Raw genomic sequence first — 19,318 nt, 5'->3', positions numbered from 1 at the left:
ATTTAAGACAAATAAACACTTTGCAAGCAGGTTACCACAACTGATGGGTAAGGTGTAGGAGCGCAAAGAAGTGCGCACAAAAGGAGTAATAATTATGAGTAAATTAAAAGCAACGATTAGACAAGGTAAACAAACACGTTCAAGTTTAAACAAAGTACGTAACGAAGGTAAGATTCCAGCTGTAGTATACGGTTATGGCGCTAAAAACACTTCAGTTAAAGTTGAAGAAGTTGATTTCATTAAAGTAATCCGTGAAGTTGGACGTAACGGTGTTATCGAACTAGAAGTAGGTTCAAAAACAGTTAAAGTAATGGTATCTGACTACCAAATCAATCCAATTAAAAACAAAATTACACATGTCGACTTTTTAGCAATCAATATGAAAGCAGAATTAACAGTTGATGTAGTAGTAAACTTAGTTGGTGAAGCTGAAGGCGCTAAAGAAGGTGGCGTTGTTCAACAACCATTATTCCAATTATCAGTTACTGCAACACCAGATGATATTCCAGAAAACATCGAAGTTGACGTTACTGAATTAAACATCGGTGATACAATCACTGTTGCTGATTTAAAATCAGATAAAGCTTACACTATCAATAATGAAGACGAAGAAGCAATCGTATCTGTTGTACCACCTACAGTTGAAGAAGAGCCAGAAGAAGATGGCGAAGAAGCTGTTGAAGGTGAAGAAGCAGAAGGAACTGAAGCTGCTGAAGGTGAAGAAGAAGCTGCTGAAGGTGAAGAGAAATCAGAAGAAAAAGCTGAATAATTATTCGAATTCAAGAGACATACATTTGTATGTCTCTTTTTTTATATTATAATAGTGATAATGATTAAGCGGAGGATTTAAATATGAAATGTATCGTTGGGTTAGGTAATATAGGTAAGAAATATGAAGATACACGACATAATGTAGGATTTATGGTCGTAGATGAATTTTTGAAGAAACATAATATAGATTTAGATAAGCAAAAATTTAAAGGAAACTATACGGTAGCAAATATTAATGGTGAGAAAGTACTGATTATTGAACCGATGACGTATATGAACTTATCAGGTGAAGCGGTTCGTCCGTTAATGGATTATTATAAAATAGCTGTAGAGGATTTAGTTGTTCTATATGACGATCTTGATATGCCTCAAGGTCGTATTCGTATTCGTCAGAAAGGTTCTGCTGGTGGACAGAATGGCATGCGCTCAATTATACAACATTTAGGAACACAGGAATTTAAGCGTATTCGTTTAGGCATTGGTCGTCCTGAAGGGCGTAAACCTGTGGTGGATTATGTGTTACAGAAATTTAGTGAGGACGAAATGATAACGATGCAGAAAGTGATTGATCATACAATCGAAGCACTTGAAACATTTATCGGTGGAGAGCGATTCGAAAATGTTATGAATCAATATAATGGTGATGTATGAGACAGATAATAGATAAATTGTTGAAAAGTGATGAACGATTTAACGAGTATAATGATTCACTCGGTAAACAAAATATATTGGTGACGGGTTTAAATCCAAGTGCAAAAGCCGTAATTTTAGCGGAAAGTTATTTAAGCCATAAAAAACAAATGATTGTCGTGACAAGTAACTTGTTTCAGGCAGAAAAATTAGAAAACGATTTAGCACAACTGATTGATGAAGAGGAACTATTTAAGTTTCCGGTACAAGATATTATGATTGAAGAGTTCTCGACAAAAAGTCCGGATTTAATGCGTGAGCGTATTCGTACACTTACCCACTTGGCAAAAGGTCAAGCTGGGTTATTTCTCGTGCCGATTAACGGGCTTCAAAAGCTTGTAAGTCGACCGGAGTTATTTACAGATTATCATCGTGAAATAAAAATTGGAGAAGATATTGATCTCATTCAATTACAACAAGATTTAGTAGATATGGGATACCAGAAAAGTGAGCGCGTAACGACGCTTGGTCAGTTTTCAGTACGTGGTGGATTAATTGATATTTTCCCGATGATTGGTGAGCCGGTCCGCATTGAATTATTCGATACTGAAGTTGATGCTATTCGTTATTTTGATGCGGATAGTCAACGTTCATTAAATAATATCGATTCAGTTGAAATTTCTACAGCAAGTGAATTTATTTTTACGATTAAAGACATAGAATTACTGGAATCTAATTTATCTGATGCATTTGAGGCAACACGCCAAAAGATTGCGACAAATGTGAGAGATGATTTACGTGATACGTATCAAACCATCAAAATGAATATGGGAGAAATACTTAATCATAATATTTTACGTCGCGTTGTAAAATTTGCTTATAATAAAGAGACGACGATTATTGATTACTTTGATAAAGAAGCAATTGTAATTGTCGATGAAATTAATCGTGTAAATGAAGCGATAGAATCAAGTATTCGAGAAACAAGTGAATTTCACCAATCTTTAATTGAATCGGGTCGTGGATTTGTCGGACAGACATTCATTAAAGAAGATAGCTTTGAAACACTGATGAATCAATTTAATGTAGCATACTTTACACTGTTTACTGCTTCTATGCCAGTGAAGTTACAAAATATCTATAAATTCTCTTGTAAACCATTGCAGCAATTTTACGGACAATATGATTTAATGTTTTCAGAGTTTGACCGTTTCAGAAAAAATGACTTCAATATCGTTGTACTGGCAAGTAATGCAACGAGAAAAGATAAGATTAAATCAATGCTAGCTGATATGAAATTACCTGTAACGCTTGATACTAAGGGAAGTAAACCGGGTATTAATACAATTGTCGAAGGTGATTTGTCAGAAGGTTTCGAGTTACCGTTTATGAAACTTGTTGTTGTCACTGAACGCGAGCTATTTAAATTACGTAAAGAAAAACCGAAACGTACGAAGAAGTTATCGAATGCCGAGAAAATTAAATCTTATCAGGAATTAAATGTTGGTGACTACATTGTCCATGTGCATCATGGCGTAGGACGTTATATGGGTGTTGAGACATTACTCGTCAATAAGATGCATAAAGACTATATTAAAATTCAATATAAAGGGACTGATCAACTGTTTGTGCCAGTCGATCAAATGAATTATGTTCAAAAGTTTGTCGGTTCAGAAGATAAAGAGCCGAAGCTAAACAAACTCGGCGGCACAGAATGGAAAAAGACAAAAGCGCGCGTTCAACAAAGCGTTGAAGATATCGCTGAAGAATTATTGAAGTTATATCAGGAGCGAGAGCGCGTTGAAGGATATCAGTTCGGACCTGATACTGAGGCACAGGAAACGTTTGAAATGGACTTTCCGTATGAACCAACTGCAGACCAGGTACAAAGTCTCGTTGAAATTAAACAAGATATGGAAAAGCGTAAACCGATGGATCGTCTGCTTTGTGGAGATGTTGGTTACGGTAAAACTGAAGTCGCTGTTCGTGCAGCGTTCAAAGCGGTACTTGATGGTAAACAAGTTGCATTTTTAGTGCCGACGACAATACTCGCACAACAACATTATGAGACGTTAATTGAGCGTATGCAGGATTATCCAGTTGAAATACAGATGATGAGCCGTTTCAGATCAAAGAAAGAAATAGATGAAACGAAAAAAGGATTAAAGTCTGGATTTGTTGATATTGTAGTTGGCACACATAAACTACTGAGCAAAGATATTGTGTATAAAGATTTAGGCTTGCTTATCGTCGATGAGGAGCAACGATTTGGTGTTACACATAAAGAGAAAATTAAAGCGTTGAAGACAAATGTCGATGTATTAACGCTTACAGCAACACCAATTCCAAGAACACTGCATATGAGTTTACTGGGTGTACGTGACTTATCGGTCATTGAAACACCACCGGAAAATAGATTTCCGGTACAGACGTATGTACTAGAATATCAACATAACTTTATTAAAGAAGCAATGGAACGTGAATTAGCACGTAACGGACAAGTATTTTATCTATACAATCGTGTAGCGAGCATTTATCAGAAAGCTGAACAGCTAGAGATGATGATGCCGGACGCGCGCATTGCTGTTGCGCATGGTCAATTATCAGAACGTGAACTAGAAGAAACGATGCTTGGGTTTATTAATGGTGAATACGACATTTTAGTGACAACAACAATTATCGAAACGGGTGTCGATGTACCGAATGCCAATACTTTAATAATTGAAGATGCAGACCGATTTGGCTTAAGTCAATTGTATCAGTTACGTGGTCGCGTCGGTCGTAGTAATCGTATTAGTTATGCCTACTTCTTGCATGCACCAAATAAAGTACTCACTGAAGTAGCTGAACAGCGTTTGCAGGCAATAAAAGAATTTACTGAGCTTGGCTCTGGATTTAAAATTGCAATGCGTGATTTAAATATTCGTGGCGCAGGGAATTTATTAGGACGTCAGCAACATGGATTTATTGATTCTGTTGGGTATGATTTGTATTCTGAAATGCTGCAGCAAGCAGTTAATGAAAAACGTGGTATTAAACAAGTCGAAGAAGTGCCTCAACTAGAAATAGAAGTAGAAGTTGATGCATATATTCCAGCTGACTATATTCGTGAAGAACAAGCGAAGATTGAATTTTATAAAAAGCTACGCAGCGTGACGACAGAATCAGAATTAATGGATATTCAGGATGAAATGACCGATCGATATGGTGAATATCCAGAAGCGGTTGATCAGTTAATGAAGATCGTTGAAATCAGAATAAATGCTTTAGCGTTTGGTATTGTGAATGTGAAAGATACCGGAAAGGCAGTTGTGCTTGAGTCAAGTATAGCTACGACGAATAAAATTAACGGTGAACGTTTATTTAAAGCGACAGAAGATTTCGGTCGAGACTTAAAGATAGAATATAAAGACAATAAAATGACATTTACGCTGAAGAAAAATGCAAACTGGCTTGCTGCATTAGTACAACTCACGCGTCAAATACAAGAAGGAATCGAGTTTGATGGAGAATAAGAACCCGGCATTTAACAGCGTGATTATACTGACAATAACGATGTTAATCGTGAAAATTTTAAGTGCGATATATCGCGTACCCTATCAAAATATTTTAGGTGATACAGGTCTCTATGCCTATCAGCAAGTATATCCAATCATTGCGATAGTTTCCGTACTGTCGTTAAATGCAATTCCCTCAGTTATTAGTCAATCTCATTATGAAAAGTCATTTATAGGAAAACTATATAAACATATTACCTGGATAAGTATATTGGTATTAGTGGTCATATTAATTTGTAGCGATATCATTGCAAATTTAATGGGCGACCCAATGTTAAGTACAATGTTACGTGCCTCCAGTTTAGTATTGCTTCCTTTTCCGGCAGTTGCGATGATTCGTGGGAAACTACAGATGAATCATGCAATGAAAGAAATTGCTTATTCTCAGGTGATTGATCAGGTACTACGCGTATCTATCATACTATTGTCGATTGGATTATTTGTATGGATGGACTTATCAGTCTATCAAAGTGGTGCATTAAGTATTTTTGGTTCATTTGTCGGTTTACTCGGAGCAAGTATTTATTTAATGTGGCAAAATAAACGTCAAACAATTGATTACCGAGGAAATAATATAGGATCATATAGAAGTTTTATAACATTGATTGTTTTTTATAGTTTAAGTTATTTAATTATGATTTTATGGCAACTCGTAGATAGCTTTACAGTCATTAATCAATTGAAAACATTAATGTCGCTTGAAGAAGCTAGAGCGCTAAAAGGGATATATGATCGTGGGGCGTCGCTTATTCAAATGGGTCTTATTGTGACCACGTCGTTCTCGCTTGTACTGATTCCATTGCTTTCGGAATGTAAACAAAGACGTGATTTAAGTCAGATGAATAGCTATGCGAATAGTGCGCTTAAGATTACGATCGTGTTTAGTAGCGCTGCTGCCATCGGGTTAATGAATTTAATTCAACCATTTAATATGTTCCTGTTCAAGTCAGTGGCAGGTTATGAAGCGCTGTTTATTTATATGTTAGCTATCATTTTCGTATCACTTATCATTATGTACACTGCTATGCTTCAAATCTTTGAAGACTATCGCATACAACTATGGGGTATTGGTTTAGGATTAGCAGTAAAAATCATACTCAACCTATTACTGATATCTTTCTTTGATATTAAAGGTGCTGCACTCGCATCAGTTACAGGATTATTCGTCTATGCCTACGTATTACATATCGGAGTTGTACGCAGGTACGAAATTGCTTTTCAATCATTTCTGATTAAGTGGGGCATAACACTTTTAGTAATGAGTGTATTGATTCAGATTGAAATGATGATAGATTTTAATACACGCATCGGCGCGCTTTCTGTCGCGCTCATTGGGGTGATTACAGGGGGCATTATTGTATTATATGCTATGATTAAGTGGAAGATTATAACGCAGGAAGAGTGGCACCATTTACCATTCGGTAGTGTGATGAATAAATTAATGAGAGAGTGATTGGATGAATAAAATAACGATTGTAGGTCTAGGGAACTATGGTCTGGATGAGTTACCTTTTGGGATATATCGCTTTTTAAATAAGGCAGACAAAGTTTATGTGAGAACAATGCGACATCCAGTCGTAGAAGATCTGGAAGAGATTGAATGGATGAGCTTCGATGAAGTATATGAAGAAAATGATGATTTCAGCAATGTCTATGAAGAAATTGTAAGTCGCCTGAAAATGCTGGCTGAAACTGAAGATGTTATCTATGCAGTGCCCGGTCATCCGATGGTTGCAGAATCAACAACTGAGTTATTGCTGGCAGATGACACTTTAAATATTGAAATATTAGGCGGAAAAAGTTTTATCGATGACCTGTTCCAGGCAGTGCAGTTTGATCCAAACAATGGCTTTCAGATGCTTGACGGAACGATGTTTGAGGCATCATCAATTAATCCTAGAAATGGTCTCATTGTAACGCAAGTGTATGATCAGTTGATCGCAAGTGATGTCAAAGTTTCGTTGTTAGAAATTTACCCTGCTGAACATAATGTTGCTATCGTTACAGGTGCACGCGGAGAAGATGCAGATGTAATATGGCGACCTTTACATGAAATGGACCATGACTTTGCGTTATCAAATTTAACGTCACTTTTTGTACCGCCATTAAATGATGAGCAATTATCAGGGGACTTTGAATATTTCACAGCAGTGATGGATACGCTTGTAGGTGAAAATGGTTGTCCTTGGGATAAAGAACAAACGCATCAAAGTTTAAAGCGTTATTTATTAGAGGAAACATATGAATTGTTTGAAGCGATTGATAATGATGATATCGATAACATCATCGAAGAGTTAGGCGATATATTATTACAAGTTGTATTTCATAGTGCGATTGCGAAAAAAGATTACATGTTCGATGCGAGAGAAGTAGTAAAGAGCATTACCGATAAAATGATTCGTCGTCATCCACATGTGTTTGGAGATGAATCAATATCAACCGTAGATGAATTACATGATGTCTGGAATGATGCTAAAGCGAAAGAAGGAAAACAAGAACGTACTGTGAAAAAAGAGAAAATTTTTGCAGATATTTTCTTAAAGTTATATGATTTGAATAAAATTCAAAACGTATCTTTAAAAGATGCTTTGAAAGAAATTGAAGGTGGAATAGATGAGACTCGATAAATATTTAAAAGTATCACGTTTAATTAAACGTCGTACGTTAGCAAAAGAAGTGAGTGACCAAGGTAGAATTAAAATCAATGGTAATGTTGCGAAAGCATCAAGCACTGTAGCAGTTGGTGATGAATTAGAAGTACGTTTAGGACAACGCATCATTACGGTGGAAGTCACAGACTTGAAAGAACATGCAACAAAAGATAATGCAAAAGGAATGTTTGAAGTAAAAAAAGAAGAAAAAATTGAACAGCCTTTTGAATAGGAGTGTTACGTATGGCTAAGGAAGTACGTAAAATTGAAAATGAATACACGAAGGAACAGGCGCGTATTAATCGATTGAATCGTAAAAGTAGCATGATTGTAAGAAAGCGTATGACAGTCTTCGGAGGCATTCTTCTCGCTATCTTATTATTTTTGACGTTACTTCTCTTTATGCAAATGAATACCAATAGAGCTTTGAAGCAGGAACAAGCGAAACAAACAGTCGAGCTGGAAAAACTTAAAGATAAAGAAATCGCACTGAAAGAACGCTTAAAACAGCTTAATAGTAAAGAATATATTGAAAAGATTGCACGTAGTGAATATTTCTTAAGTAATGATGGAGAAGTAATCTTTAAGATTCCTGAAAAAGATAAAAAGAAAGATGCAACTGAATAAGTCAGACTTCACAGATAATTTGATTAATCAAGTTGTAAAAAGAGAAAATCAAGCATATAATGATATATTATGAAGAATTAATCGGGAGGATTTATTAAACTTATGGCAATTGAAGTTGGAAACAAATTAAAAGGTAAAGTTACAGGCATTAAAAATTTCGGTGCATTCGTTGAGTTACCTGAAGGCAAAAGCGGATTAGTTCACATTAGTGAAGTTGCAGATAGTTACGTAGAAAATATTGCTGAACATTTAAAAGTTGGCGATGAAGTAGAAGTTAAAGTATTAACAATTGGTGATGATGGAAAAATTAGCCTTTCAATTAAAAAAGCGAAAGAACGCCCAAGAAAACCTGCACCGCCAAAAGTTGAGAAAAAGCCTGAAGACTTTGAAAAAAAATTATCAAATTTCTTAAAAGACAGTGAAGATCGACTAACTTCAATTAAACGTCAAACAGAGTCACGTCGTGGTGGCAGAGGGTCAAAGCGTTAATACGTTTGTTTATCTAAATCAAGAGCTAGGGTCTGACCCTGAGCTCTTCTTTTGTTGAGGTGGTGAGATTTTGGATTGTTTATGGAATGAATATGACACCGTTGCGGTTGCAGTTTCGGGTGGAGTCGATAGCATGGTATTGCTCGATAAGGTGAACATATTAAATCATCATAAGAAGTTGTATGCATTGCATGTTAATCACCAGTTGCGTGACGTATCAGATGAAGAAGAAAAAATGATTCAAGCATATTGTAAGCAGCATAATATCGAATTAATTACTTATACGATACCTAAAAATTCATTTAACCCGAACAAAAGTATCCAGCGTGAGGCACGAGATATTAGATATCATTTTTTTGAAACACAAATTAATATAAAGCATATTGACTGTTTATTAACGGCGCACCATAAAGATGATCAGCTCGAAACCATATTCTTTAGACTGATGACGAACCGTTATAACTATCAACCGATAAATATTCAGCAAGTGGTAGCACGTGATGGTTATCAACTGATACGTCCTTTAATAAATGTGAGTAAAGCTGAATTAATAGAATATGCACATGAATTTAAAGTTCCGTATATGACAGATGCATCGAATACAGACAGCAAATATTTAAGAAACTTTATTCGTAATGATATATTTAAAGTATTAGATGATTCTTCGATAGATAAGCATCAGTTATTGAATTTAGCTGATTATATGGAAGATGTAGATGATTTAATCGACTTACATGTTGAGCGTTATAAAATAGATATTGAAAATAATGCATTATCACGATATAAGTTGTCAGAAGAAAATCGATTAGTCATTCAAAAAGTACTGCTTTCATTTATTCAGAGATATGTTACACAATATACTGTAAGCTTTGGATTTTTAAATGAAGTGATACGTGTACTTCAAAGTGATGCAACACATGCTTCGTTTGCAATCGCTCCAGGTTGGCATATTCAAATTGCTTATGATAAATTGATAGTACGAAATAAAAATGAAAAGATTGATGACAAATTAGAAGTGGTTTCACCCGGGAAATATTACTTTAATGATTATAAAATAGAAATTAAAGATGAAATTCAACCAATCACAATTCGAACAAGAAAAGATGGAGATGTTATCGAAATCAACGGTATGCATCAAAAAGTAGCGCGTATTCTTAAAGATTTAAAAGTGCCTGTTTACGACCGTCCAAAAATACCAATCGTTTGTGTTGAAGATGAAGTAATAGCGATTGGCCATTATAAATCTAACCATCACCCTTTCAATAATAAAATAATAATTACAAAGGAGAACTAAATCATGCATAACGATATTGAATCGATTGTATTAACGAAAGAACAGATTGAAGCAGCTTGTGAGCGTCTTGGAAAAGAAATTACTGCTGATTATGAAGGGAAGCTCCCTTTATGTGTCGGAATTTTAAAAGGATCAATTCTATTTATGGCAGACTTACTTAAACATATTGATACCCATGTTGAGATGGAATTTATGGATGTTTCATCTTATCATGGCGGCACAGAATCAACAGGAGAAGTTAAAATATTAAAAGATTTAGATGTTTCTGTTGAAGGGCGCGATATCATTATTATCGAAGATATTTTAGAAACTGGAACGACGCTTAATGCAATCGTTGATTTATTAAAATATCGCAAAGCGAATTCAATTGAGATCGTAACATTATTAGATAAGCCTATGCGCCGTAAAGTAGATATTGAAGCGAAATATGTAGGCGAGAAGATTCCGGATGATTTCGTTGTAGGTTATGGGTTAGATTATCAGGAAAAATATCGTAATCTGCCATACATTGGATTATTAAAAGAAGAAGTTTATACTAAATAGTGAAGCATTGCACTGAAAAGAAAATAAAATTTGTAAAAATTGTGTAAGTTTAATTAGTAGATTGAACAACATTTATTATGTTAAAATCTTTGTTAGCTTTACAAATAGGTAGGAGGACAACGTGAATGCAAAAAGCCTTTCGTAGTATATTGATGGTAACACTAATAGGTATCGTCTTATTCGGTGTGTTTTCAATGATTAATGGCACGGGTTCGATGCCAAAACAGATGACATACACGAAATTAATGTCTCAGCTGGAAAAAGGTAATGTTAAAGAAATGACGATCCAGCCTGGACAAGATGTATATTTAGTCAAAGGGAAATTAAAAGGTGCTGAACCAAATGAAACATTTACTTCGGTACTGATGTATAATAACCAAAAAGATTTAGATAAAATCACTAAAATTGCTGAAGAGCAAGATGGTGATTTGAAATTTGATATAAAGCCAGCTGATAAAGAAAATGTATTTTTAGGTATGTTAAGTACTTTAATTCCATTATTATTATTAGCATTTGTCTTTATTTTCTTCCTATCTCAATCACAAGGCGGCGGCGGTGGCGGCCGTGTTATGAATTTCGGTAAGTCTAAAGCAAAACTTTATGATGATAAAAAGAAAAAAGTACGCTTTAAAGATGTAGCTGGAGCAGATGAAGAGAAAGCAGAATTAATTGAAATTGTAGATTTCTTAAAAGATAATCGTAAATTTGTGAAGATGGGCGCACGTATCCCTAAAGGTGTGCTTTTAGTAGGACCTCCTGGTACAGGTAAAACGTTAATCGCGCGTGCAGTTGCTGGTGAAGCAGGCGTTCCATTCTTCTCAATCAGTGGTTCTGACTTCGTTGAAATGTTCGTCGGTGTCGGTGCCAGTCGTGTACGTGACCTGTTCGAAAATGCTAAGAAAAATGCACCATGTATCATTTTCATCGATGAGATTGATGCAGTAGGACGTCAGCGTGGTGCTGGTGTTGGTGGTGGTCACGATGAGCGTGAACAAACACTGAACCAATTATTAGTTGAGATGGATGGTTTCGGTGAGAACGAAGGCATCATTATGATTGCTGCAACAAACAGACCTGACATTTTAGATCCAGCGTTATTACGTCCTGGACGTTTTGACCGTCAGATTCAAGTAGGGGCACCAGATGTTAAAGGTCGTGAAGCAGTACTTAAAGTACATGCGCGTAATAAACCTCTTGATGAAACAGTAGATTTAAAAGCTTTAAGTCAACGTACACCTGGTTTCTCTGGTGCAGACTTAGAGAACTTATTAAACGAAGCAGCACTTGTTGCAGCACGTCAAGGTAAGACGAAGATAGATATGCGTGATATTGATGAGGCAACAGACCGTGTTATTGCAGGTCCAGCGAAGAAATCACGTGTTATTTCTGAGAAAGAAAGAAATATCGTTGCGTGGCATGAAGCAGGACACACGATTATCGGTTGTGTATTAGATGAAGCAGAAATGGTTCATAAAGTTACAATCGTACCGCGTGGTCAAGCTGGTGGATATGCGATGATGTTACCGAAACAAGATCGTTACTTTATGACTAAACCTGAATTATTAGATAAGATTGTCGGATTATTAGGCGGTCGTGTTGCTGAAGAAATCACATTTGGTGAAGTTTCTACAGGTGCACATAATGACTTCCAGCGTGCAACAGGTATCGCACGTAAGATGGTCACAGAATATGGTATGAGTGATAAACTTGGACCATTACAATTTGGGCAAACGCAAGGTGAAGTATTCTTAGGTCGTGACATGGGTCACGAACCGAACTACTCAGATCAGATTGCGTATGAAATTGATCTGGAAGTTCAACGTATTATTAAAGAAAGTTACGCGAGATGTAAAGAAATTCTTCTGAAACATCAGGATAAACTTGATTTAATTGCGAAGACTTTATTAACAGAAGAAACATTGGTAGCAAACCAAATCAATAGCTTATTCGTTGACGGTACTTTACCAGAAGTAAGCTATGATGATTCACATCTATATCACATGAAAGAAAAAGAAGTTGTAGTAGATAAAACTGATGATTCTAAAGTGACGGTTAAAGATGTTGACGGTAATGATTCAGAAGATGCAGGTTCTTCGTATGAAGAAGTAAAGGAACAATTAAAAAATCCTGATGCACCAATCGATGAATCTAAAAATGAACCAGAACCAAAAGTTGATAAATTAGACAAAGATAAATTCTAAAATAGGAGGCGGAGAAGAAGCATTGCTTCGATTCCGCCTCTTTTTAAAAGGAGAAAAACAATGACAAAAGATTATTTAGTAAGAGCATTAGCATTTAATGATGAAGTGCGTGCATTTAGTGTAAGAACAACAAATTTAGTGGAAACTGCAAGAGAAAAACATGATACGTGGCGTGTTGGCACAGCTGCGCTTGGACGTACATTAACAGTAGGTTCAATGATGGGCGCAATGCTTAAGAATGAAGAGAAATTAACAATAACAATTAACGGTGGCGGACCCCTTGGTCAGATTGTTGTTGACGCAAATGCAAAAGGTGAAGTACGTGGTTATGTACAAAACCCTCATGTACAGGTGGAATCGATTAGACCAGGTAAAATGGATGTTGGTGAAGCGGTAGGACGCAGTGGTTATATCAATGTTGTTAAAGATATCGGTATGCGAGATTATTTTACTGGGTCAACGGAAATTCATAACGGAGAAATCGCAGAAGATTTTGCATACTATTTTGCGACAAGCGAACAGGTACCCGCAGCAGTTGGCTTAGGCGTGTTATGTACACCTGAAGAATTAACACAGGCAGCCGGTGGATTTATTATTCAGTTATTGCCATTTGCCAGCGAAGAAACGATTTCTTTTTTAGAAGAACGCATTAACAATATGGAACCTATCTCTAATCTGATTGATAAAGGTTTATCACCTGAACAAATTTTAGAAGAGATATTGGGTGAAGATAATATTCGTATTATCGATACGATGCCAATCGAGTTTAAATGTAACTGTGGTAAAGAAAAGTTCTTAACTGCAATTAAAGGTTTAGGTGAAGCAGAAGTTGAATCCATGATCGCAGAAGATGGTGGCGCAGAAGTTGAATGTCATTTCTGTCGTGAGAAATATCACTTTACACCTGAAGAGTTACGCAGCATCATCGCGTAAACGGATTATTTTTATTTAAATGTTAATTTTGATATACTTATTCCGATGAAAAAAGTAAGAATAATTTTACAATTTGGAGGGGAATATGATGTCATTAAGAGTAGAACGCGTTACTGATTTAATTGGAAATACGCCATTAGTGAAATTAAATAATGTTGTACCAGAAGGTGCAGCAGATGTATATGTGAAATTAGAATATCAAAATCCAGGTAGTTCAGTGAAGGATAGAATTGCATTAGCGATGATCGAAGCTGCTGAAAAAGAAGGTATCATTAAACAAGGAGATAACATTGTAGAGCCGACATCAGGTAATACAGGGATTGGTTTAGCGATGGTTGCTGCAGCAAAAGGTTACAAAGCTACTTTAGTGATGCCTGATACGATGAGTCAGGAACGTCGTACATTACTGAAAGCATACGGTGCAACGTTAGTATTAACACCGGGTGCTGAAGGTATGAAAGGTGCGATTGCAAAAGCAAACGAACTAAAAGATGAGCACGGTTACTTTATGCCACAACAATTCGAGAATATGTCGAATCCTGAAGTGCACAGATTAACAACAGGTCCTGAAATTGTTAATGCAATGGAAGGCTTATCGATTGATGCATTTATTTCAGGTGTTGGTACGGGTGGTACTTTGTCAGGAGCCGGTGCTGTATTAAAAGAACATAATCCTGATGTTGAAATTATTGCAGTAGAACCAACTGATTCACCAGTATTAAGTGGAGGACAACCAGGACCGCATAAAATTCAGGGAATTGGTGCAGGATTTGTTCCAAAAACATTAAATACTGATATGTACACAGGTATTATGCAAGTTACAAACGAAGAAGCGATGGAGACAAGTCGTTTAGTAGCACGTAAAGAAGGGATATTAGCTGGTATTTCTTCTGGAGCAGCAATTAAAGCGGCAATAGATAAAGCGGTTGAATTAGGTAGTGGTAAGAATGTCGTAGCAATTTTACCAAGTAACGGAGAGCGTTACTTATCAACACCTTTATTTGCGAACCTTCAGGACTAATTCATATCATTATAGACTGAGACAACAAGTCTCGGTCTTATTTTTATTATAGTAAATTTGTTATAATGAAATGAATATACTGTGGAGGTAAAAATGATGAAGCAGACATTAGTAATGGGAATTCTAAATGTAACACCTGATTCATTTTCTGATGGTGGGCAATATAACGTCGTTGAAAATGCTGTAGCACGCGTGCATGAAATGATAGCACAAGGTGCTAACATTATTGATATTGGTGGCTACTCAACGCGTCCTGGTTATAGTGAGATTTCTGTAGAAGAAGAATTGAATCGTGTCGTACCGGTATTGAAGGTGATTAAAGATGTCGATGCGCTTATTTCTGTCGATACTTTTAGAAGTGAGGTCGCAGAAGCAGCGCTTCAGCACGGTGCGCATATCATTAATGACCAATGGGCCGGGAAATATGATCCGAACATATTTGAAGTCGTAAAAAAATATAATGCCGAAATAATTTTAATGCATAATGCAAAAGAAGAAGTTGTTGGCGACATTATGGAACATATGGTGACCGATTTATGTACGCAGGCGAATAAAGCGCTAAAGATTGGCATTGAACGTGATAAAATATGGATTGATCCAGGTATCGGATTTGCCAAGTCTCGCGAACAGGAAATCCACGTGATGCATCGTTTAGATGAACTAGTTGCGCTGGATTATAAAGTGCTGCTTGCAACAAGTCGTAAGCGTATGGTGAAAGAGCTGCTAGGTGGAGAAACGACACCGATTGAACGTGACGAAGGTACACTGGCGACTACTGCAATTGGAATTAATGCAGGTGTCGATGCTGTTCGCGTTCATAATGTACAAATGAATGCGCGCTTTATTAAAGTGATGGATCAACTTAAAGGAGACTACAATGGATAAAATATTTTTAATGGGTATGCAATTTTATGCATATCATGGTGTGTTTGAAGCGGAGAATCAAATAGGACAAATATTTATCGTTGATGTTGAGCTTGATGTAGATTTAAAAAAAGCAGGCGAAACAGATGAGCTTGAACATACCGTGAACTATGGATTAGTTTATGAAGATATTAAGACGGAAATGTCTATTCAGTCAAAATTATTAGAACATGTAGCTGAACGTATTGCAAAAATACTCTTCAGTCACTATAATCAGATAATGGCCTTAAAAGTCAAAATTACAAAAATGAATCCACCAATACCAGGTGTGTATGATGGTGTAGGTGTAGAAATTCATAGAACGAGGTAGTTATGACGATAGTATATTTAAGCTTTGGCAGTAATATGGGTGATAGAGAACGACAAATTAACGATGCATTGAACTTGTTAAATACACTTCCAGAGACAAAGGTGACGAAGATTTCAAGTTTATATGAAACAGCGCCAGTCGGTGGTGTTGAACAAGATGACTTTTTGAATGGCGTTGTCGCACTAGAAACCAATTTATCACCGATTGAGTTATTGGATGGGATTCAATCAATTGAATTAAAGCTCAATCGTGTCCGTAAGATTCACTGGGGACCGAGAACAATCGATTTAGATATTGTATTGTTTGGTGATTTAGTAATGGATAGTGAGCGATTAAAAGTACCACATCCATTTATGCATGAGAGAAGTTTTGTATTAATTCCTCTGAATGAAATTGCCCCTCAGGCAATTCATCCAGTATTAAATAAAAAGATAAGTGATATTGTAACTTTGGACCCGGATGTAAGAATTTATAAGTGAGGGTAAACATATGTGGAAAATTGGAGATATTGAAATAAACAATAAAGTTGTGCTCGCACCGATGGCTGGTGTGTGTAATGCGGCGTTTAGATTAACAGTAAAAGAATTTGGTGCAGGTTTAGTATGCGCTGAAATGGTAAGTGATAAAGCGATTCTTTTCAATAATGAAAAGACGATGAAAATGCTTTATATTGATGAGAATGAAAGACCGTTATCGTTACAGATATTCGGTGGAGAGAAAGAAACGTTAGTCGAAGCGGCTAAATATGTTGATCAAAATACAACAGCAGATATTATCGATATTAATATGGGATGTCCTGTTTCAAAGATTATTAAATGTGAAGCAGGTGCAAGATGGTTGCTTGACCCACCTAAAATTTATGAAATGGTGTCAGCAGTTGTTGAAGCAGTGAACAAACCAGTTACTGTAAAGATGCGTATTGGTTGGGATGATGAACATATTTATGCTGTAGAAAATGCAAAGATGATTGAAAAAGCTGGGGCATCTGCAATTGCAGTGCACGGTAGAACACGTGTCCAAATGTATGAAGGTCATGCAGACTGGGATGTTATTCGCCAAGTAAAAGAAGCGGTGAGTATTCCTGTTATCGGTAACGGTGATGTAACGAGTCCGGAGCTTGCGAAGAAGATGCTTGATGAAACAGGTGTTGATGCGGTAATGATTGGTCGTGAAGCATTAGGAAATCCTTGGATGATATATCGTACTGTGCATTATCTGGAAACAGGTGAATTAATGCCTGAGCCGCATATTTCAGAGAAGATGAAAGTTGCAACGCTTCATCTAGACCGTTTAATTGAATTAAAAGGTGAAAAAGTAGCTGTAATGGAAATGCGTAAACATGCATCATGGTATTTAAAAGGGATTCGTGGTAATGGTAAAGCACGTAAGTTAATCAATCAAGCTGAGACACGCGACGAATTAGTTGATATACTTAAATCATTCGAAGCATATATCATTGAAGCAGAGAAAAATGAAGAATCTAAAATCGCAGAAGGAGTGTAATGAAATGTCAGAAGAATTAAACGACCAAATGTTGGTACGTCGTCAAAAAATGCAAGATTTATTAGACCAGGGGATTGATCCATTTGGTCAAAAATTCGTAAGAACAGCGACATCTGCTTCGTTAAAAGCAGATTGGGATGCTTTTTCTAAAGAAGAATTGCATGATAAAGAGGAAGAATCAAAAGTTTCTTTCGCTGGTCGTATTATGACAAAACGTGGTAAAGGTAAAGCTGGGTTTGCTCACGTTAAAGATTTAGATGGTCAAATTCAAATTTATGTGCGTAAAGATGCTGTAGGTGATGAACAGTTTGAGTTATGGAACAATGCTGATTTAGGCGATATCGTCGGTATTGAAGGTGTGATGTTCAAAACGAACACTGGAGAACTTTCTGTAAAAGCGAAGTCGTTTACACTGTTATCAAAAGCTCTTCGTCCATTACCTGATAAATTCCACGGATTACAGGACGTTGAACAACGTTATCGTCAACGCTATTTAGACTTAATCACAAGTGAAGAATCAACGCAAACTTTCATTACACGTAGTAAAATCATTCAGGAAATGCGTAGTTACTTAAATGCGAAAGGTTTCTTAGAAGTAGAAACACCTATGATGCATACTATCGCGGGTGGAGCTGCAGCACGTCCATTCGTGACGCATCATAATGCATTAGATATGGAACTTTATATGCGTATTGCAATTGAATTACACTTAAAACGTTTAATCGTTGGTGGATTAGAAAAAGTATATGAAATCGGTCGCGTATTCCGTAATGAAGGTATTTCGACACGACACAACCCTGAGTTTACGATGATTGAACTATACGAAGCGTATGCAGACTATAACGATATTATGGATTTAACAGAAGAAATGGTAGCGCATATTGCTGAGAAAGTTACAGGTTCTACAACTGTTGATTATGCAGGCGAACAAATTAACTTAGCACCAAAATGGCGCAGATGGCATATGGTTGATGCTGTTAAAGAATACACAGGTGTTGATTTCTACGAAGTGAAAACTGATGAAGAAGCACATAGTCTTGCTAAAGAACACGGTGTTGAAGTTAAACCGAATATGAAATACGGTCACATCTTAAATGAATTCTTCGAACAAAAAGTAGAAGAAAACTTAGTACAGCCGACATTTATTTTCGGACATCCTGTAGAAGTGTCACCACTTGCAAAACAAAATCCAGAAGATCCACGTTTTACAGATCGTTTTGAATTATTTATCGTACGTCGTGAGCATGCAAATGCATTTACAGAATTAAACGATCCAATCGATCAAAAACAACGTTTCTTAGCACAAATGGAAGAAAAAGCTGCAGGTAATGATGAAGCACATGAGATGGATGAAGATTACATTGAAGCATTAGAATATGGTATGCCGCCAACAGGTGGATTAGGAATTGGTATTGACCGTTTAGTCATGCTGCTTACAAACAGTGCATCTATTCGTGACGTATTATTATTCCCTTACATGCGACATAAATAATTAAATTCTACTCAAAGGCTCTAAATCCTTATTTATCAAGGATTTAGAGCCTTTTTTATTCTGTAAAAATTATCAGAATTTACTTTCTTTTAAAAAATAGAAAAAAATAAAGAAAAAGCGTTGACTTTGCAATTCAAATTGCGTATTATTAAAAAGTCGCTTACAACGAGTAACATATTAAGAAAGTTAATCAATTGTAAAGTTCATGAACGCAGTGTAAAATTTACTATTGAAATAATCTTCGAAGCTGTTATACTTATATAAGTATTGAAAATTTGTCTGGTGACGATGGCAGAGAGGTCACACCTGTTCCCATACCGAACACAGAAGTTAAGCTCTCTAGCGCCGATGGTAGTTGGTCTTACGATCCGC

General features: G+C 36.3%; 18 protein-coding genes and 1 rRNA gene. All 19 read left to right on the top strand.

Translation table 11 applies throughout. The annotated features are described in order from the left end of the window. The first annotated feature begins 94 nt into the window (after positions 1 to 94). The gene (locus BHU61_RS12740; protein ID WP_111717415.1) at positions 95 to 769 is read left to right on the top strand and encodes a 50S ribosomal protein L25/general stress protein Ctc; all 675 of its coding nucleotides are present in this window, start codon (positions 95 to 97) and stop codon (positions 767 to 769) included. 83 nt (positions 770 to 852) lie between these two features. Beyond that, positions 853 to 1,422, top strand: a complete 570-nt coding sequence (gene pth / locus BHU61_RS12735) for an aminoacyl-tRNA hydrolase (protein WP_099577279.1) — start codon at positions 853 to 855, stop codon at positions 1,420 to 1,422. Further along, positions 1,419 to 4,916 (top strand): transcription-repair coupling factor, encoded by a 3,498-nt coding sequence (gene mfd / locus BHU61_RS12730; RefSeq protein ID WP_111717413.1) that lies wholly within the window; start codon positions 1,419 to 1,421, stop codon positions 4,914 to 4,916. The genes pth and mfd overlap by 4 nt, the downstream gene beginning before the upstream one ends. Further along, positions 4,906 to 6,411, top strand: coding sequence for a polysaccharide biosynthesis protein (locus tag BHU61_RS12725; protein WP_111717411.1), 1,506 nt, complete (start codon positions 4,906 to 4,908; stop codon positions 6,409 to 6,411). The genes mfd and BHU61_RS12725 overlap by 11 nt, the downstream gene beginning before the upstream one ends. Positions 6,412 to 6,415: 4 nt before the next feature. Further along, positions 6,416 to 7,585 (top strand): MazG family protein, encoded by a 1,170-nt coding sequence (locus BHU61_RS12720; RefSeq protein ID WP_111717410.1) that lies wholly within the window; start codon positions 6,416 to 6,418, stop codon positions 7,583 to 7,585. Next, positions 7,572 to 7,841 carry an RNA-binding S4 domain-containing protein gene (locus tag BHU61_RS12715; RefSeq protein WP_096077830.1) on the top strand — a complete coding sequence of 90 codons (270 nt, stop codon included), beginning with the start codon at positions 7,572 to 7,574 and terminating at the stop codon, positions 7,839 to 7,841. The genes BHU61_RS12720 and BHU61_RS12715 overlap by 14 nt, the downstream gene beginning before the upstream one ends. Positions 7,842 to 7,852: 11 nt before the next feature. Next, positions 7,853 to 8,236, top strand: coding sequence for an FtsB family cell division protein (locus BHU61_RS12710; RefSeq protein WP_099577287.1), 384 nt, complete (start codon positions 7,853 to 7,855; stop codon positions 8,234 to 8,236). A gap of 102 nt (positions 8,237 to 8,338) precedes the next feature. Further along, the gene (locus tag BHU61_RS12705; RefSeq protein ID WP_099577289.1) at positions 8,339 to 8,725 is read left to right on the top strand and encodes a S1 domain-containing RNA-binding protein; all 387 of its coding nucleotides are present in this window, start codon (positions 8,339 to 8,341) and stop codon (positions 8,723 to 8,725) included. Positions 8,726 to 8,795: 70 nt separating this feature from the next. Then, complete coding sequence (gene tilS / locus BHU61_RS12700; protein ID WP_111717408.1) at positions 8,796 to 10,019, top strand: tRNA lysidine(34) synthetase TilS; 1,224 nt, start codon at positions 8,796 to 8,798, stop codon at positions 10,017 to 10,019. Positions 10,020 to 10,022: 3 nt separating this feature from the next. After that, on the top strand, positions 10,023 to 10,562 hold the full coding sequence (gene hpt / locus BHU61_RS12695) for a hypoxanthine phosphoribosyltransferase (protein ID WP_111717406.1): 540 nt from the start codon (positions 10,023 to 10,025) through the stop codon (positions 10,560 to 10,562). Between the two features lie 125 nt (positions 10,563 to 10,687). Beyond that, positions 10,688 to 12,763 carry an ATP-dependent zinc metalloprotease FtsH gene (gene ftsH / locus BHU61_RS12690; RefSeq protein ID WP_111717404.1) on the top strand — a complete coding sequence of 692 codons (2,076 nt, stop codon included), beginning with the start codon at positions 10,688 to 10,690 and terminating at the stop codon, positions 12,761 to 12,763. A gap of 60 nt (positions 12,764 to 12,823) precedes the next feature. Continuing rightward, positions 12,824 to 13,696, top strand: a complete 873-nt coding sequence (gene hslO, locus BHU61_RS12685; protein ID WP_111717402.1) for an Hsp33 family molecular chaperone HslO — start codon at positions 12,824 to 12,826, stop codon at positions 13,694 to 13,696. Between the two features lie 85 nt (positions 13,697 to 13,781). After that, on the top strand, positions 13,782 to 14,717 hold the full coding sequence (gene cysK, locus BHU61_RS12680) for a cysteine synthase A (RefSeq protein WP_275542462.1): 936 nt from the start codon (positions 13,782 to 13,784) through the stop codon (positions 14,715 to 14,717). Between the two features lie 96 nt (positions 14,718 to 14,813). Then, positions 14,814 to 15,602: a dihydropteroate synthase gene (gene folP, locus BHU61_RS12675; RefSeq protein WP_111717444.1), complete on the top strand. Its 789-nt coding sequence runs from the start codon at positions 14,814 to 14,816 to the stop codon at positions 15,600 to 15,602. Beyond that, positions 15,595 to 15,951 (top strand): dihydroneopterin aldolase, encoded by a 357-nt coding sequence (folB, locus tag BHU61_RS12670; RefSeq protein ID WP_111717398.1) that lies wholly within the window; start codon positions 15,595 to 15,597, stop codon positions 15,949 to 15,951. The genes folP and folB overlap by 8 nt, the downstream gene beginning before the upstream one ends. A 2-nt stretch (positions 15,952 to 15,953) precedes the next feature. Next, entirely contained in the window at positions 15,954 to 16,430 is a 477-nt protein-coding gene (gene folK, locus BHU61_RS12665) for a 2-amino-4-hydroxy-6-hydroxymethyldihydropteridine diphosphokinase (RefSeq protein ID WP_111717396.1), read from the top strand. Positions 16,431 to 16,440: 10 nt separating this feature from the next. Continuing rightward, positions 16,441 to 17,454 (top strand): tRNA dihydrouridine synthase DusB, encoded by a 1,014-nt coding sequence (dusB, locus tag BHU61_RS12660; protein WP_111717395.1) that lies wholly within the window; start codon positions 16,441 to 16,443, stop codon positions 17,452 to 17,454. A 4-nt stretch (positions 17,455 to 17,458) separates the two neighbouring features. Beyond that, a complete protein-coding gene (lysS, locus tag BHU61_RS12655; RefSeq protein WP_111717394.1) occupies positions 17,459 to 18,946 on the top strand; it encodes a lysine--tRNA ligase in 1,488 nt (495 codons plus the stop codon). A 278-nt stretch (positions 18,947 to 19,224) separates the two neighbouring features. Then, a 5S ribosomal RNA gene (gene rrf / locus BHU61_RS12650) occupies positions 19,225 to 19,318 on the top strand; the annotation flags it as partial.

The organism is Macrococcus epidermidis (assembly GCF_003259695.1).
In the GTDB taxonomy this organism is placed as follows: Bacteria; Bacillota; Bacilli; order Staphylococcales; family Staphylococcaceae; genus Macrococcoides; species Macrococcoides epidermidis.
This window is presented reverse-complemented; position numbering and strand designations above follow the sequence as displayed.